Raw genomic sequence first — 16,179 nt, 5'->3', positions numbered from 1 at the left:
CGTGTGTACCGTCCATCACCAGCACCCGGTCGGCCCGCAGCGCCGAGCTGATGCGGTGCGCGACGACGATCAGCGTGCCGCCGGGCCGGGCCGCGAAGGCGCGTTCGGCGCGGGCCTCGGCCTCCGGGTCGAGGTGACAGGTCGCCTCGTCCAGGACGATCAGCGGCGCCCGCGCGAGGTAGGCGCGCACCAGGGCGAGCAGCTGGCGCTCCCCCGCGGACAGTTCGGCGGGGGCGAGCGTGGCGTCCGGCCCGCCCAGGCGCGCGAGCAGCGCGCCCGCGCCGATCTCCGCGGCGGCCGCCAGGAGGTCGGCGTCCGGGACCCGGCCGCCGGGACACAGGTAGGCCAGGTTCTCCCGCACGGTGCCGGAGAAGACGTACGCCTCCTGCGGTACGAGCACCCGGTCCGCGGTGGCGGGGCGGCGGACCTCGCCGCTGCCGGGCTCCAGCATGCCCGCGACCAGCGCGGCGAGGGTGGACTTGCCGATGCCGCTCGGGCCGACGACGGCCAGGTGCCCGCCGGCCGGCACGGTCAGGTCCAGGCCCCGCAGGACCGGGTCGGCGTGCGGGCCGTACGCGAAGGTCACACCGGTGAGTTCGACGGCGTACCCGTCACGGGGCGTACGGTGCGACCCGGCGCCGGCCGCGCCGGTGGCCGGTTCGGCGGTGAGGCGGCGCAGCACGACGCCCAGGCGGGTGCCGGCCGTACCGAGTCCGTGCATCAGGCTCTGCAGCGCGGGCAGCAGCGACTGGGTGAGGTACGCGAGGGCGCCCACCAGCGCGCCGGGCGTCACCCCGCGGCCGAGCAGCCAGGGCGCGGCGAGCAGCAGCAGGACGATGGGCAGCCGGCCGCTGATGCCGAGGGCGAGCACCCGGCTCACGCTCCAGCGGGCCAGGGCGCGGGATGCCCGCAGTTCGGCGTCGAAGCGTTCGCCCGCCGCGGCGGCCACGGTCCGCTCCGCGCCGGCCGCGGTGATGTCCCGCAGCCCGCCGACCGCCGTGCCGGTCTCCGTGGCGATGGCCTCGTCCGCGGCGAGGAACGTCTCCTGCCGGCGGGCCATCGGCCGCAGCGCCCCGGCGAACAGCGCCAGCCCGAGCACCAGCGGCGGCACCACCAGCAGCAGGAGTACGGGTGCGAGCGAGCACAGCCCGACCAGCGCGCCGGCGGTGACGAAGACGAAGGAGCGGGACACCAGCACCAGTCCGGCGAAGGTGTCGCGGGCGATCTCGACCTGGTGGGTGAGCCGGGAGACGGCCGCACCGTCCGGTGCGTACAGCCCACGCGTGACGACCTTGCGCACCAGGGTGTCGCGCAGCGGTTCCACCAGGTCGGCCACGGCCCCGTAGACCCGGGCCGTGCCGTACGCCCCGGCGCCGACGCAGACCGCCGCGGCGGCCAGCCAGGCGGCGCCGACGACGGGGCTGCCGCGCAGGAACCCGTCGTCGAGGGCGTGCGCGAGCGCGAACCCGAACAGGAACGTCTGCCCGGACTCGACCAGCGACCAGCCCGCGAGCCGGGCCAGCACCGTACGCCGCCGCTTGAGGAAGCGCAGTCCGGACCGCCGCAGCGGGGCCCCCGGGACGACCCTGTGCCGCTGGGCCTCAGACATGCGCGGTCTCCTTCGGGGCCGTGGCGAACAGCGCCCGGTACGCGGGCAGTTCCCACAGTTCGGCGTGCGGCGCAAGGGCGCGAATCCGCCCGTCGTCGAGCCAGGCCACCAGGTCGGCGCGGGCGGCGGTGGCGGCGCGGTGTGCGATGACGATCCGGGTGCCGGCCTTGACGTCGTGCAGCAGGGCGTGGGTGACGTTCAGTTCGGTGACGGTGTCCAGGCTGGAGGTGGCGTCGTCCAGGACGAGCAGCCGCTCGGCGTGCGCGAAGGCGCGGGCCAGCCCGAGGCGTTGCAGTTCGCCGCCGGACAGCGGGGCGTCCGCGCACGGGGTCGCGTAGCCGTCCGGCAGCCGGTGGATGAAGGGCGCGGCGCAGGCGGCTTCGGCGGCGGCCTCCACCTCCTCGCGTTCGGGGGCGTACGAGCCGAGCGTCAGCGTGTCGCGGAGGGTGGTGCCGAGGAGCGCCGGGCGTTCGAAGGCGTAGCCGACCGCGCGGCGCAGCGCGTCGTGCGACAGGTCGCGCAGCGGTACGTCGTCGAGGGTGATCATGCCGGAGTCGGGGTCGGCCAGCCGTCCGGCGACGGCGGCCAGCACGGACTTGCCGGTGCCGGAGCGACCGACGACGGCGAGCGAGGTGCCGCCGGGCACCGTGAGGTCCAGGCCGCGCAGCACGGCCCGGTCACCGCGCCGCACGGTCACGCCGTGCAGCTTCAGCGTGCCGTCGCCCGCGCCGAGCTGCCGCCTCCCGTAGGGCATCGCGGGCACCTCCAGGGCCTCCGCGATGCGCCGGGCGGCGGCGCGCGCGTGCACCAGGCTGTTCAGCCGGCCGACGATCTGGCCGACCCCGGTGGCCAGCGCCGCGTACCGGGAAGCCGCGAGCAGCGCGCCGACGGTCAGCGCGCCCTGCGACAGCCGGACGCCCGCCACGCACAACACGGCGATCTGGAGCAGCGGTACGAGCATGGCGGCCTGGGCCGTGGACCGTCCCAGGACGTGCCACATGCGGTGCCCGTGCCCGGCGAGGCCGGGCAGCGGGGCGAGGATGCGGGCGGCCTCACGGCGCTGGGTGCCGGCGGCGGCGATGGTACGGGCACCGCCGACCGCTTCGACCAGGCGTCCGGCCATGTCGCCCTGGCTCTCCTGGTACCGCCCGACGCAGTCGCCGGTGTCGCGCGCGAACGCGCGCAGCAAGAGGGCCAGCAGCGGCATGCCCAGCAGGAAGGCGACGGCGGTCCACACGTCCACCAGCGCGAGGGCGGCCAGCGCGCCGACCGGGGTGAGCACGGCGGCGACGGAGGCGGCGAGGGCGGTGGGCGCGGTACCGGCGTGCGTGGCGTTGCCGACGACGCGGGTGACCAGGTCGCCGGTCCCGTACCGCTCGGTGGCGCGCGGTCCGGCGGCGAGCAGGTGGCGGGTCAGGCGCCGCCGTATCCAGGCGGTGCCGCGGGCGTCGGTGGTGCCGGTGAGCAGCCCGTCGAGGGCGTCCAGCAGGACGATCAGGCAGGTCAGGACCGCGCAGAGGGTGAGCCAGCCGGCCGCGGGCCGGTGGTCGAGCAACAGGTCGAGGGTGTGTCCGAGGGCGGCGGGCAGCGCCAGGCCGAGGCCGGCCGATGCGGCGGTGAGCAGCAGGAGCGCGGTGGCGCGCAGGGCACTGTGGCGCAGGGCGCCGGCCAGCAGCCGGTCGGCGGGGGTCACGGTCACAGCCTCTCGACGGGGTGTGCGTGCGGCCCGCGCAGGGGCCGCACGCACGTCCGGATCACAAGTCCCGGATCTGGGCTACCGGTTCAGGCATTCCGGCAGCGGTTCCGACCGGTCAGGTCAGAGACACAGGACGATGCTGGCCTCGCTCCAGCAGAGCAGCAGGCTGGCCTCGCTGCCGCCACCGCCGCCGCCGTGCTCGGGAGCGTCCATCGCCTGAAGGTCGAGAAGCGCCATGACACTTTCCTCTCACTATGGGGACGTAGTTGTACTGGTGTTGCTGTACTGCTGTGTTACTCGGTGGTGCTGTGTTGCGGGTGTTGCTGCGGTTCCGGATGACGGGTCTCCCCGTGGCACCCGGTGGTACGGCTCCGGCACGGCGGCCGGGGCCGGCTCTAGGGCCGCCGGACCTCCGCGGAGGGCGGCGGCGGGAGGAAGGGCAACTGGACGGGCCGGTCGTGCAGCGCGGCACCGAGGGCCAGCAGGCAGCCCGCCGTACCGGTCGCCAGGTCCATCGACAGGCGCATCATCTGGTCGCCGGGGAAGGCGAGGTGCTTCTGGTAGGGCATGGCGTACCAGCCCAGGTAGGAGATCTGGGCCGCCAGCGCACCGTCCAGGTCGGCGCCCGGCGTGGTCGTACGCGCCAGGTGCAGGACGCACCCCGCGCGGCCCCGGAAGAGGCCGGGCTGCGCGTAGAAGCGGGACCGGGCGGCGGGCAGGATCGCGGTCCGCGCCTCCTGGAACTCCTCGTCCGCGCGGTGCGCCAGGTAGTCGTCCAGCACCGCCGCGATGCCGACACTGCCGGCGCCGAGGTACGGCAGCGTCCGCCAGCCCTCGTCGACGACCAGGGTGCCGTTCTTGTTCCGTACGCAGCGCGCCAGGTCGCGCCGGAGCGCCTCGGCCGCGAGGTCGAGCAGGCCCGGGTCGCCGGTGGACTCGTACAGCCGCAGGAACAGCAGCGCGGGTCCGCTGGCGCCGCGCAGCAGGCCGGCCCGCTTCCCGCAGGCGTCCAGCCGGTCGGCGGTGTGCCCGGCGGCCTCCAGGGCCCGGTCGCGCAGCTCCTGTTCGCCCCGGGTGCGGGCGAGGTGGTCGAGGGCCAGGCCGACGCCGGCCAGGCCGCCGTGCAGGTCGGGCGCGAGGCGGTGCCACTTCTCGGCGAGGACCCGCTCCATCAGTTCCATGGCCCGCTCGGGGTGGCCCAGCCGGTCCAGCACGCAGGCGACGCCGGACAGCCCGTCGTAGAAGCCCAGCGAGGTGCCGGGAGGAGGCGGGGCGGTCTGCCGCAACAACCACTCCTCGCCTTCCCCGTACCTCCCGGCACCGGTCTCGGCGAGCGCGTACAGGACGCCGGCGGCGCCGTACGCGATCCCCAGTCCGCCGCCGTCCGTGAACTGGGCGATGTCGCCGGGGAAGAGCCGGTCGGTGCGTTCGGGGGTGGCGGAGGCCAGGATGCCGGCGACCATCGCGTCGCGGCTGTGCGGCCAGTCGGCGGGCTCGGCGGGGAGGTAGGGCGCAAGGCCCGTACGGCGCTTCGCGGACGGCACGGGGGCCGTCCCGGACGCGGCCGGTTCCTCCGGCTTCCCCTGGATCACCTCCACCGCCTCGGCCAGGAACTCCGCCGGGACGCCGGGGAATTCGTGCGCCACGATCTCGGCGAGGTGCGCGGCCTTGTCCCGGTCGATGACCAGCAGCGTGGTCATCGGCAGGAACAGCGCGAGCCGCAGGCAGGCGAGCGCGTACCGGTCCACCTCGAAGCCGGTGCGGTCGGCCGGGGCGATGAAGCCCGGGTGGGCCAGCGTCTGCCGCTGGGCCTCGCCGGCGTCCGCGGCCGCCTCGAAGTCCAGGAGTTTCACGCCGCTCTCGTCGGGCGCGACCATGATGTTGAACATGTGCAGGTCGTTGAAGACGACGCCGCGGCGGTGCACGGCGGCCACCACGTCCTCGACCGCCGCGTGGACGCCCAGCGCCCACCGCGTGTAGTCGGCCAGCGCGGACGGCTCCGGCGTGGGCCCCATCAGCGGGTGCCGCTCGGCGAAGAACGCGTTGAGGGTGCGCCCCTCCAGGAAGTCCATGACCAGGAAGCGGTGGTCGTCCAGGGTGAACCAGTCACGGACCTCCGGCGCGACGCCCAGCCCGGACAGCTTCTCCAGGGCGGCCCGTTCGCGCTCCAGACGGGTGACGGCGTCGGCCCGGTCGGCGGCCAGCCCGGCGTGCGGCCGGGCCTCCTTGAGGACCACCTTGTCGCCGGTGCGCCGGTCCCGGCCGAGGTAGACGCCGCCGCCGTTGGAGAAGTGCAGGGCGGACTCGATCTGGTACGGCAGGTCGGTGACGGTGGTGGAGTTGCGGGCGGCGAGCTGCGGGGCGAGGAAGTCCGGCAGCTCGATCCACTCCGGTACGTGGAATTTCGGCTCGCGCCGGTCGGGCACCAGCTTGCCGTCGGCGTTCTCGATCGCGCCGACCAGGTTGCCGTGCTCGTCGACGCAGTAGCGCCGGGTGAAGCCGCCGTACCGCACGTAGAGCGGGCCGTCCTGCCAGCGCAGGTCGCTGAGGATGTACGGGCCCGGCTCGCCGGCCAGCAGCGCGCCCAGTTCCCGCAGGACGGTGTGCAGCTGCTGCTCGTCCGACGGGTAGATCGTGGCGAACTTGCCACTGGAACCGCGGTCGGCGTACTTGGAGTTGCGCAGGTGCAGCGGGCGCGGCCCGGGGACGAACTTGAACGGGACCAGCCGGGCGACGCAGTAGTCCCACACCTGGGACGCCAGCTTCTCCGCGTTGTCGGTACAGGCCGAGACGTGGATCTTCCAGCCCTGCGGGGGCAGTCCGGGACGCGGCTGTCCTGCGTCGTCGACCGGGTTCACGTGGAGCCAGTCCCCGGAGAGGAAACACCGCCACCCTTCGGGGACTGCGCGCTGCGCCGCTTCGTACAGGGGTCCGTGGCCCGACGCGGCTCCGTTCCCTGCGGACAGACGGTCCGGGGTCTCGTAGAAGAATCTGTCGGCGAGACAGTAAACCTCGTACCGCTTGTCCATCGTCTCCCCCCTCGGCGGCGTGGCACAGAGATTTCCACGCCGCCGGGGAGCGTTAACAGTCACAGATGTCACGAGGTCACCGTGAGAAGTTCACGGGTTACTGGCGGTACGTCCCGGTGGGCGCGGGCCTCGCACCCGTACCGCCCGGCGGGCGGGACGGTTCACTCGTCGGGCGGGAAGACCGCCTCCCCCGTAACGGCGAGCGTCACGGTGATCGCTTCGACGGGACAGCCCTCGGCCGCCGCCAGCACGTCGTCGCAGGCGTCGCACTCGGGCCGCACGGGGTGCGACTGGCGGGCCGCGTCCAGCTCGAAACCGCCGGGGGCGGTGGCCGCACACAGGCCGGAGCCGATGCAGACGCCCCGGTCGACCTCGACGTGCCAGCGGGGCCCCTCCGGCCCGGCCCCCGCGCCCTTCCCGCCCTTCCCGCCCTTGCCGTCCGTACCGCTCATACCGTCCCTCACCCCTCCGCCGGCAGATGGATCATCTTGTGCTCCAGGTACTCGCCGAAGCCCTCGGGCCCGAACTCCCGCCCGATGCCGGAGTTCTTGTATCCGCCGAAGGGACCCAGCATGTCGATGCTGAAGGTGTTCACGGAGTAGGTACCGGTCCGCACCCGCCGGGCGACCTCGATGCCGCGCTCGGTGTCCGCGGTCCACACCGAGCCGGACAGCCCGTACTCGGAGTCGTTCGCGATCCGGACCGCCTCGGCCTCGTCCTCGTACGGCAGCAGGCAGATCACCGGGCCGAAGATCTCCTCGCGGGCGATGCGCATGGAGTTGGACACCTCGCCGAACAGGGTCGGCTCCACGTACCAGCCGGTCTCCATCGCCTCCGGCCGCCCGCCGCCGGTCAGGACCTTGGCGCCCTCGCGCTGTCCGAGGGCGATGTAGTCCAGCGACCGCTGCTGCTGGCGCCGGGCGACCAGCGGCCCGAGCTCGGTCGCCGGGTCCAGCGGGTCGCCCACGCGCAGGGCGGACGCGGCGGCGGCGAACCGCTCGGCGATCTCGGCGTAGCGCTCGCGCGGCGCGAGGATGCGTGTCTGCCCGATGCACGCCTGCCCGTTGACCAGCCACGCGAACGGCGCGATGCCCGCCACCGCGGCGTCCAGGTCGGCGTCCGGCAGGATGACGGCGGCCGACTTGCCGCCGAGCTCCAGCGTCACCCGCGTCAGGTGGCGCGCCGCGACCTCCATGACACGCCGGCCCGCGGCGACCGACCCGGTGAAGGCCACCTTGTCCACGTCCGGGTGCCCGACCAGGTACTCGCTCACCTCCCGGTCGGCCGGAAGGATGGACAGCACGCCCGGGGGCAGCCCGGCCTCGCTCACGATGTCCGCCAGCAGGTAGGCGTCCAGCGGCGTCTCGGGCGACACCTTGAGGACCACCGAACAGCCGGCCAGCAGCGCCGGCGCCAGCTTGGCCGCCGCGGTGAACTGCGGCACGTTCCACGGCACCACGGCCGCCACCACCCCCACCGGCTCGCGCCGCACCAGCAGCGGCCCGAGCACACCCGCCCGGCGTTCCTCGAACGGGAAGTCCCGGGCGACCGTGATCGCCGCGTCCCACGCCATCATCGCGGCCAGCGCCTGCACCATCACACTGGAGGTGTACGGGGTGCCGTTCTCCGCGCTGATGACCCTGGCGATCTCCTCGCTGCGCACGGCGAAGGCGTCCTTGACGCGGGTGACCACCGCGATCCGCTCCGCGAGCGGCGTCTGCGCCCACACCCCGGAGTCGAAGGAGGCGCGGGCCGCGGAGACGGCCCGGTCCACATCGGTCCGCGAGGCGTGCGGCACCCGGCCGATGACCTGCTCGGTGTGCGGCGAGACCACCTCGATGGTGCCGCCGCCGGCCGGATCGGTGAACTCGCCGCCGATGTAGAGCTGTTCGTACTCGACGAGTGCGCTCATGGCTGCCGCCTCCTGGGGTCGGACGGGATCGCGTGGCGAACCGGACTGACACGGAAAGTTCCTGACACAGCATCAGGACTGATACCAGTTCTAGTTATGCTGGGCAATGCTCGACACCGGCGGCCCGGCACGGGGCTCCGCACGGTGGCGCGGTGGTTACGGGGGCGCGGCACGTCCGCGCGGACGCGGAGGTGCGGCGGATGACGGCAGCGGCCCGGACCGGGACGGCGGCGGCCGGGCCCCGGGTGACCGACCACCGGGGCGGCGTGTGGTCGATCGCCGTCCCCATCCCGGACAACCCGCTCGGCCACACCCTCGTCCACCTCCTGGAGACCGGCCGCGGCCCGGTCCTCGTGGACACCGGGTGGGACGACCCGGACGCCTGGGACACCCTGACCGCCGGGATCACCGCCTGCGGCTTCGACGTCACCGACCTGCACGGGGTCCTCGTCACGCACCACCACCCCGACCACCACGGCCTCTCCGCCCGCGTACGGGAGGCGTCCGGCGCGTGGATCGCCATGCACGCGGCGGACGCCGCCGTCGTGCGCCGTACCCGGGAGGCCGAACCCGGCCGGTGGCTGGACCACCTGATCACCAAGCTGGCCGCGGTCGGCGCGCCCGACAGCCACCTGGCGCCCCTGCGCCGGGTGCGCGCCAAGGGCCCGGTGCGCGACCTCCCCGGGCAGCGGGCGGCGCTGCCCGACCGCGAGATCGCGCCCGGCGCGCTCCTCGACCTGCCCGGCCGCCGGCTGCGCGCCGTCTGGACGCCCGGCCACACGCCCGGCCATGTGTGCCTGCACCTGGAGGAGGAGCATCCGGCCCGGCGGCCGGGCCACGGCCGGCTCTTCTCCGGTGACCACCTGCTGCCGGGCATCAGCCCGCACATCGGGCTCTACGAGGACCCGGACGACGCGACACCCGGCGATCCCCTCGGCGACTACCTGGCCTCCCTGGAACGCGTCGCCCGGCTGGCGCCCGCCGAGGTGCTCCCCGCCCACCAGCACCCGTTCACGGACGCGGCCGGCCGGGCGCGCGAGCTGCTCGCCCACCACGAGGAGCGGCTGGCCGGACTGCGCGCGCTGCTCGCCGTACCCCGCACGCCGTGGCAGCTCGCCGAGGCCATGGAGTGGAACCGGCCGTGGGAGCGCATCCCGTACGCGTCGCGCACCATCGCGGTCGCGGAGGCGGAGGCGCATCTGCGGCGGCTGGTGCGGCTGGGGCTGGCGGAGGCGGTGCCGGGACCGGAGCCGGTGGAGTACCGGGCGGTGTGCGGCGGGCACCTGCCGACCGGCCCGTACCCGGGACGCGCCCGGCCCGCCGGTTAAGGTGTGCGAGACAATTTCATCCTGTGCCCGATCGGGGGAAGCCGGTGGAAATCCGGCGCTGACCCGCAACCGTGATCCGGGACGTACGGCCGCCGTGCGCCCGCCGAGCCGGAGCACCCGCTGGGGCACGACCAAGGCTCCCGCCACCGGAAGGCCGCGTCTCCTCGCGCGGACGCCCGGCGCGCGGCACCGTCGAGGTATGCGGAGCTGAGCCCGGTGCCACCGCGGCCGGTCGTCGACCGGCGGGCGGCGGGGCGTCCGAGTGCGGCTGCGCACCCACCGCAGCACTCACCGCAGCACCCACCACCGGCCCACCGCGGACCCACCGCGGCGACCTGATCCGAGAGGCACCGACCCGATGGCCACCACGGCTTCCCAGGCTCCCCTGGCTCCCAGGGCTTCCACGGCCCCCACCTTCGCCGTCCTGGCGCGCCGCGCCGCCGCGGCGCTGGCCGGGGCCGCCGTGCTGTGCGCGGCCGGTGCCCCCGTGGCGGCCGCCGACTCCGCCGCGCCCGCCGCGCAGGCGTCGAAGCTGCCGGACGGGCTGTACGGCACCAAGGACCCGCAGTACGACGGCGTGTGGCGGCAGTCGCTCGCCCTCCTGGCGCAGCGCACCGTCGGGGTGCGTCCGTCGGTGACGGGCGTCGACTGGCTCGCCGGGCAGCAGTGCTCCGACGGCGCCTTCAGCGCCTACCGCGCCGACCCGGCCAAGGCGTGCGACGACAAGACCATGCGGGACACCAACCAGACGGGCGCCGCGGTCCAGGCACTGGCCGCGCTCGGCGGGCACGACGACGCCGTGCAGAAGGCCGTGAAGTGGCTGAAGTCGGTGCAGAACGACGACGGCGGCTGGCCCTCGACGGGCGGCTCGCCCAGTGACGCCAACTCCACCTCCGTGGTGATCGGCGCGCTCAAGGCGGCGGGTGAGAAGCCGGAGTCCGTGCAGAAGGGCGGCAAGTCCCCGTACGACGCGCTGGTCACCTTCCAGCTGGGCTGTGACGCGAAGGAGGGGGAGCGCGGCGCGTTCGCCTTCCAGCCCAAGGACGGCAAGCTGGCACCGAACGCGGACGCCACGGCCGCCGCCGTGCTCGGCGGACTGGGCGACGGCTTCGTCGTCGACCCGGCGGGCAAGGACGTCAACGAGCCGGTCAAGCCCCTGAAGTGCGACGGCGAAGCGGCGGACAAGGACGCGGGGCGGGACCCGAAGCAGGCCGCCGAGGGCGGCGCCGCCTACCTGGCCGCGGTGCTCGGCGCGAACGGCCAGCACCTGAAGTCCGCGATGCCCGGCGCCGAGGACCAGCCCGACGTCGGCAACACCGCCGACGCCGTGGTGGCCCTCGCCGCCGGCTCGCACGGTGCCGCCGCGCAGGCGCCGCTGAAGTGGCTGGAGAAGAACTCCGCGAACTGGGCCAAGGAGGCCGGCCCGGCCGCGTACGCGCAGCTGGTGCTCGCCGCGCACGCCGCGGGCGCCGACCCGCGCTCCTTCGGCGGCGCCGACCTGGTCGCACAGCTCAACGCCACCGGCCCCAAGCCGGCCGGCAGCTCCGCCCCGTCCGCCACGCCCGAGAAGGACGCGCAGGACCAGGACGACCAGAACTCCGGCGTGTGGTGGATCTTCGGCATCGTGTTCGTGGCGAGCGTCGGCGCCGGGTTCCTGCTCAGCGGCCGCCGGAAGAAGAGCGACATCTGATGCGCCTGCCGCGGTCCCGCTCCGCCCGTCTCCTCGGCGCCCTGGCCCTGGCCGGTACGGTCACGGGCCTGGGCGCGGCGCCCGCCCAGGCGCAGGAGTACCGCTACTGGTCCTTCTGGGACGGGCCCGCCGCCGGTGCCCCGGCCGCCAAGGACGGGGGCTGGTCGTACGCGACCGAGGGGCCGGCCACCAGCCGCCCCCGGGACGGCGCCGTGGCGGGCTTCCGTTTCACCGTCAGCGCCGACTCGGCGGCGGCCGGCAAGCCGCGCCGGGCCGCGGACTTCGCCGCGATCTGCGGGCAGACGCCCGCGCAGGACGGCACCAAGCGCGTCGGCCTGGTCCTGGACTTCGGTACGCAGGCGGAGGCGGCGGCCGGGGAGAACCCGCCGCCGGTCCGTACGGAGTGCGCCCGGCTGCCCGAGGACGGGACGGTCGGTGACGCGCTGGCGGCCGTCGCCAAGCCGCTGCGGTACGACGCGAACGCGCTGCTGTGCGCGATCGCCGGATATCCGAAGGCGGGGTGCGCGGACAAGGCATCCGGTGCTGCCTCTGAGTCGGCTTCCGGTTCGGCTTCTGGTTCGGCTTCCGGTTCCGGTGCGCCGGAACCGGGTGCTTCCCAGGGCACGGCCGCCGCCGGGAAGCAGGCGGACGACGACGCTTCGGGCGGCCCCTCCGCCGGACTGATCGGTGGCCTCGCCGTCCTGGTCGTCCTGGGCGCGGCGGCCGGGTGGCAGGCTCGCCGCCGCCGCGGATGAGCGCCCGCGTCCTCGGCGTCCCCCGCGCCACCCGCTCCACCGCACTGCACGCGGGCGCCTGGTGGCTGTGGGCGCTGGGCCTGGCCACCGCGGCGTCCCGGACGACCAACCCGCTGCTGCTGGGCCTGCTGATCGGCGTCGCCGGATACGTCGTCGCGGCGCGCCGCACGGACGCGCCGTGGGCCCGCTCCTACGGCGCGTTCCTCAAACTCGGCCTGCTGGTGATCGTCATCCGGCTGGTCTTCGCGTTCCTCCTGGGCTCGCCCATCCCCGGTACGCACACCCTGGTGACGCTGCCGGAAGTGCCGCTGCCCGAGTGGGCGCGCGGGGTGCGCATCGGCGGCCGGGTCACCGCCGAGGGCATGCTCTTCGCCTTCTACGACGGGCTGAAGCTGGCCACCCTGCTGATCTGCGTCGGCGCCGCGAACGCGCTCGCCAGCCCGGCACGCCTGCTGAAGTCCCTGCCGGGCGCCCTGTACGAGGCGGGCGTCGCGGTCGTCGTCGCGATGACCTTCGCGCCCAACCTCGTCGCCGACGTCCAGCGGCTGCGCGCCGCACGCCGGCTGCGCGGCCGCCCGGACCGGGGGGTCAAGGCGCTGCTCCAGGTCGGGCTGCCGGTCCTGGAGGGCGCGCTGGAACGTTCGGTGTCGCTGGCGGCGGCGATGGACGCGCGCGGCTACGGCCGTACGGCGCAGGTGCCGTCCGCCGTACGGCACACCACCACCGCGCTCACCCTCGGCGGCCTGCTCGGGGTCTGCGCCGGTACGTACGGGCTGCTGGCCGGCACCGGGGCCGCGTACGGGCTGCCCGTGCTGCTCGCCGGGCTCGCCGCGGCCCTCGCCGGGCTGTGGCTGGGCGGCCGCCGGTCCGTACGCAGCCGCTACCGGCCCGACCGGTGGGGCGTGCGCGCCTGGCTGGTGTCGGGCTCCGGCATCGCGGTGGCCGCCCTGACGATCTGGGCGAACTCCTACGACCCGGCCGCCCTGCACCCGCCCGCCGTACCGCTCACCGCCCCCGTCCTTCCCCTGTGGCCCGCGGCCGGTGTCCTGGTGGGACTGCTCCCGGCGTTCGTCGCGCCACTGCCGCAGCGGGCGGCGGGGGCCGAGGTGGCGACGGGACCGGAGTCGGGGGCCAGGACGCGGGCCGGGTCGGAGGCCGGGACAGGAGCCGGGCCGGGGCCGGGAGAACCGGGCGCCGGGCGGGCACGGGTAAGGAAGTCTCCGGCGCAGGGCGCGCCGCACACGAAGGAGTCCCCTCAGTGATCCGCTTCGACCAGGTGTCGGTCACCTACGGGGACGCCGCGCAACCCGCCGTCCAGGGCGTCGACCTGACCGTGCCCGAAGGTGAACTGTGCCTGCTCGTCGGCCCCTCCGGCGTCGGCAAGTCCACCGTGCTGAACGCCGTCTGCGGCCTGGTGCCGCACTTCACCGGCGGCACCCTGCGCGGCCGCGTCACCGTGGCCGGCCGGGACACCCGTACCCACAAGCCGCGCGAACTGGCCGACGTGGTCGGCACCGTCGGCCAGGACCCGCTCGCCCACTTCGTCACCGACACCGTCGAGGACGAACTCGCGTACGGCATGGAGTCACTGGGCCTGGCCCCGGACGTCATGCGGCGCCGCGTCGAGGAGACCCTGGACCTCCTCGGCCTCGCCGACCTGCGCGACCGCGCCATCACCACGCTCTCCGGCGGGCAGCAGCAGCGCGTCGCCATCGGCTCGGTGCTCACCACCCACCCCAAGGTGCTGGTCCTGGACGAGCCGACCTCCGCCCTGGACCCGGCCGCCGCCGAGGAGGTGCTCGCCGTGCTGCAGCGCCTGGTGCACGACCTCGGCACGACGGTCCTGCTGGCCGAACACCGGCTGGAGCGCGTCGTCCAGTACGCCGACCAGGTCATCCTGCTGCCCGCACCCGGCGCGCCCCCGGTCGTCGGCGCGCCCGCCGACATCATGGCCGTCTCCCCCGTCCACCCGCCGGTGGTGGCCCTGGGCCGGCTCGCCCACTGGTCACCGCTGCCGCTGTCGGTACGCGACGCCCGCCGCAAGGCGTCGTCGCTGCGGGAGCGGCTGGCGGGGGTGGAGCCGGAGGGGAGTGGAGGGCTCCCCGGGGCGACGGGGTCGGTGACGGAGGCGGTGACGGAGGCGGAGGCGGGCGCCGGTTCCGGGGCGGCCGGCTTCGACGCCGGTTCCTTCACCGGTCTCGGCACCGGTCCGGAGGACGCCGGCTCTGCCCGCAAGCGCTTCGGGCGGTGGCGCCGCCGCGCGGACCGGCACCGGGCCGGGGCGACGCCAGGGGCCGGGTCCGGGTCCGGGTCCGGGTCCGGACAGGCGTCCGTGTCCCCGTCGGCCCCCACGTCCGTGTCCCCGTCGGCCCCCACGTCCCTGTCCCCGTCGGCGCCCACGCCCGGGTCCGGGTCCGCGCCCGCGTCCGCGGGTTCCGGTGGCCCGCTCGCCGCCGAGGCCGTCGGGCTCTCCGTACGGCGCGGCCGGATCGACGCCCTGCACCGCGTCGGCCTGACCGTCCGCGCCGGCGAGACGGTCGCCCTCATGGGCCGCAACGGTGCGGGCAAGTCAACCCTGCTCACCACCCTCGTCGGCATGCACGAGCCCGCCGCCGGCTCGGTGCACGTCGGCGGCGCGGCTCCGCACCGCACCGCACCGCGTACGCTGCTGCGGCACGTCGGCCTCGTGCCGCAGGAGCCGCGCGACCTCCTGTACGCGGACACCGTCGCCGCCGAGTGCGCCGCCGCCGACCACGACGCGGACGCCGCCCCCGGCACCTGCCGCGGCCTGGTCACCCGGCTGCTCCCGGACGTACAGGACGGCACCCACCCGCGCGACCTCTCCGAAGGCCAGCGGCTCGCCCTCGCGCTGGCCGTCGTACTGACCGCCCGGCCGCCGCTGCTCCTGCTCGACGAGCCGACCCGAGGTCTCGACTACGCGGCCAAGGGCCGTCTCGTGGAGCTGCTGCGCGGGCTGGCCGCCGAGGGGCACGCGATCGTCCTGGCCACCCACGACGTCGAACTGGCCGCCGAGCTGGCCCACCGGGTCGTCATCCTCGCGGACGGCGAGATCGTCGCGGACGGCCCCACCGCCGAGGTCGTCGTCTCCTCGCCCGCCTTCGCGCCGCAGGTCTCCAAGGTGCTGGCGCCGCTGCCGTGGCTCACCGTGCCCCAGGTCGCCCACGCCCTGGAGGCCACGGCATGACCCGTACGCTCCCCGCTCCGCCGGACCGGCAGGCACGGGCGGTCCGGCTGGGCCCGCGCGCCGTGGCCGCGCTCGTCCTCGTCTCCGTTATCGGCGTGATGGCCTTCGGCTGGCCCCTGCTGGCCGGCTCCGCCTCCGGCCTCGCGCACTCCGCGGACGCGCCGTGGCTGTTCGCGGCCCTGCTGCCGCTGCTCCTCGCCGTCGTCGTGGCCACGATCGCCGACACCTCGGCGTCCTCGGCGACGGGCGGCGCGCCCGGCCTCGACGCGAAGGCCATCGCCATGCTCGGTGTCCTGGCCGCCGCGGGCGCGGCGATGCGCCCGCTGGGCGCGGGCACCGCCGGCATCGAGCCGATGTTCTTCCTGATGGTGCTGTCCGGACGGGTACTGGGGCCGGGCTTCGGGTTCGTGCTCGGCTCGGTGTCGATGTTCGCCTCCGCGCTGCTGACCGGCGGGGTGGGGCCGTGGCTGCCGTTCCAGATGCTGTCGATGGGGTGGGTGGCGATGGGCGCGGGCCTGCTGCCGGGACCGGACCGGCTGCGCGGCCGCCGCGAACTCACCATGATCGCGGTGTACGGCGGGCTCTCCGCCGTCCTGTACGGCCTGGTCATGAACCTCCAGGGCTGGCCCTACATCGGCGGCATGGCCACCGGCGTCTCCTTCGTGCCGGGCGACCCGCTGCCCGAGAACCTGGCGCGCTTCGTCGCCTACTGCCTGGCGACCTCGCTGGGCTGGGACCTGCCCCGGGCCGCGGTCACGGTGATCCTCACCCTCACCCTCGGCCCCACCCTCCTCAAGGCGCTGCGCCGCGCCACCCGCCGCGCGGCGTTCGACGCCCCGGCGACGTTCGGCCCGGGGCCGAACCGTAACCTCTGAAACCACACTCTGCCCCTTACCACCACCCCGTCCCCTGTGACCCCACCCACAGGACTTCCGCCCCGGTACGACCGCCCTTC

Annotated in this window: 11 protein-coding genes, 1 pseudogene and 1 riboswitch; of the genes and pseudogenes, 6 read left to right on the top strand and 6 right to left on the bottom strand. The window is 75.2% G+C overall.

The annotated features are described in order from the left end of the window. Positions 1–151 precede the first annotated feature (151 nt). From OEIGOIKO_RS43995 to OEIGOIKO_RS29845, 6 genes and pseudogenes are all read right to left on the bottom strand, one after another. Positions 152–721, bottom strand: a pseudogene (locus tag OEIGOIKO_RS43995) (ATP-binding cassette domain-containing protein); the annotation flags it as partial. An 880-nt stretch (positions 722–1,601) separates the two neighbouring features. Then, positions 1,602–3,308 (bottom strand): ATP-binding cassette domain-containing protein, encoded by a 1,707-nt coding sequence (locus OEIGOIKO_RS29865; RefSeq protein ID WP_125056640.1) that lies wholly within the window; start codon positions 3,306–3,308, stop codon positions 1,602–1,604. A gap of 117 nt (positions 3,309–3,425) precedes the next feature. Next, the gene (locus OEIGOIKO_RS29860) at positions 3,426–3,542 is read right to left on the bottom strand and encodes a SapB/AmfS family lanthipeptide (RefSeq protein WP_063726143.1); all 117 of its coding nucleotides are present in this window, start codon (positions 3,540–3,542) and stop codon (positions 3,426–3,428) included. A 158-nt stretch (positions 3,543–3,700) separates the two neighbouring features. Then, positions 3,701–6,334, bottom strand: coding sequence for a class III lanthionine synthetase LanKC (lanKC, locus tag OEIGOIKO_RS29855; RefSeq protein WP_125056639.1), 2,634 nt, complete (start codon positions 6,332–6,334; stop codon positions 3,701–3,703). Between the two features lie 161 nt (positions 6,335–6,495). Then, entirely contained in the window at positions 6,496–6,786 is a 291-nt protein-coding gene (locus OEIGOIKO_RS29850) for a ferredoxin (RefSeq protein WP_125056638.1), read from the bottom strand. Between the two features lie 8 nt (positions 6,787–6,794). Beyond that, positions 6,795–8,246: an aldehyde dehydrogenase gene (locus OEIGOIKO_RS29845; protein WP_125056637.1), complete on the bottom strand. Its 1,452-nt coding sequence runs from the start codon at positions 8,244–8,246 to the stop codon at positions 6,795–6,797. A gap of 200 nt (positions 8,247–8,446) precedes the next feature. Between OEIGOIKO_RS29845 and OEIGOIKO_RS29840 the strand changes: the two genes are divergently transcribed. From OEIGOIKO_RS29840 to OEIGOIKO_RS29815, 6 genes are all read left to right on the top strand, one after another. Next, positions 8,447–9,574 carry an MBL fold metallo-hydrolase gene (locus OEIGOIKO_RS29840; RefSeq protein WP_125056636.1) on the top strand — a complete coding sequence of 376 codons (1,128 nt, stop codon included), beginning with the start codon at positions 8,447–8,449 and terminating at the stop codon, positions 9,572–9,574. Between the two features lie 10 nt (positions 9,575–9,584). Beyond that, a riboswitch (cobalamin riboswitch) is annotated at positions 9,585–9,713 on the top strand. 219 nt (positions 9,714–9,932) lie between these two features. Next, a complete protein-coding gene (locus tag OEIGOIKO_RS29835) occupies positions 9,933–11,264 on the top strand; it encodes a prenyltransferase/squalene oxidase repeat-containing protein (protein ID WP_125056635.1) in 1,332 nt (443 codons plus the stop codon). Next, positions 11,264–12,019, top strand: coding sequence for an EGFR-like transmembrane domain-containing protein (locus OEIGOIKO_RS43155; RefSeq protein ID WP_174857239.1), 756 nt, complete (start codon positions 11,264–11,266; stop codon positions 12,017–12,019). Before OEIGOIKO_RS29835 ends, OEIGOIKO_RS43155 begins: the two co-directional genes overlap by 1 nt. Beyond that, positions 12,016–13,281, top strand: coding sequence for an energy-coupling factor transporter transmembrane component T (locus OEIGOIKO_RS29825; RefSeq protein ID WP_246177607.1), 1,266 nt, complete (start codon positions 12,016–12,018; stop codon positions 13,279–13,281). The genes OEIGOIKO_RS43155 and OEIGOIKO_RS29825 overlap by 4 nt, the downstream gene beginning before the upstream one ends. Continuing rightward, positions 13,278–15,224: an ABC transporter ATP-binding protein gene (locus OEIGOIKO_RS29820; RefSeq protein ID WP_125056633.1), complete on the top strand. Its 1,947-nt coding sequence runs from the start codon at positions 13,278–13,280 to the stop codon at positions 15,222–15,224. The genes OEIGOIKO_RS29825 and OEIGOIKO_RS29820 overlap by 4 nt, the downstream gene beginning before the upstream one ends. After that, on the top strand, positions 15,221–16,099 hold the full coding sequence (locus OEIGOIKO_RS29815) for an ECF transporter S component (protein ID WP_125056632.1): 879 nt from the start codon (positions 15,221–15,223) through the stop codon (positions 16,097–16,099). Before OEIGOIKO_RS29820 ends, OEIGOIKO_RS29815 begins: the two co-directional genes overlap by 4 nt. Positions 16,100–16,179 lie beyond the last annotated feature (80 nt).

The sequence above is a fragment of the Streptomyces paromomycinus genome (assembly GCF_003865155.1).
Taxonomy (GTDB): domain Bacteria; phylum Actinomycetota; class Actinomycetes; order Streptomycetales; family Streptomycetaceae; genus Streptomyces; species Streptomyces chrestomyceticus.
Note: the sequence above shows the minus strand (reverse complement) of the source record. Positions and strands in the feature narration are given on the sequence as shown.

Bases quoted from the DNA above. Each gene is read 5' to 3' on its own strand.
- OEIGOIKO_RS29860 (WP_063726143.1), bottom strand. From the start codon at position 3,542: ATGGCGCTTCTCGACCTTCAGGCGATGGACGCTCCCGAGCACGGCGGC.
- lanKC (WP_125056639.1), bottom strand. From the start codon at position 6,334: ATGGACAAGCGGTACGAGGTTTACTGTCTCGCCGACAGATTCTTCTAC.
- OEIGOIKO_RS29850 (WP_125056638.1), bottom strand. From the start codon at position 6,786: ATGAGCGGTACGGACGGCAAGGGCGGGAAGGGCGGGAAGGGCGCGGGG.
- OEIGOIKO_RS29845 (WP_125056637.1), bottom strand. From the start codon at position 8,246: ATGAGCGCACTCGTCGAGTACGAACAGCTCTACATCGGCGGCGAGTTC.
- OEIGOIKO_RS29840 (WP_125056636.1), top strand. From the start codon at position 8,447: ATGACGGCAGCGGCCCGGACCGGGACGGCGGCGGCCGGGCCCCGGGTG.
- OEIGOIKO_RS29835 (WP_125056635.1), top strand. From the start codon at position 9,933: ATGGCCACCACGGCTTCCCAGGCTCCCCTGGCTCCCAGGGCTTCCACG.
- OEIGOIKO_RS43155 (WP_174857239.1), top strand. From the start codon at position 11,264: ATGCGCCTGCCGCGGTCCCGCTCCGCCCGTCTCCTCGGCGCCCTGGCC.
- OEIGOIKO_RS29825 (WP_246177607.1), top strand. From the start codon at position 12,016: ATGAGCGCCCGCGTCCTCGGCGTCCCCCGCGCCACCCGCTCCACCGCA.
- OEIGOIKO_RS29815 (WP_125056632.1), top strand. From the start codon at position 15,221: ATGACCCGTACGCTCCCCGCTCCGCCGGACCGGCAGGCACGGGCGGTC.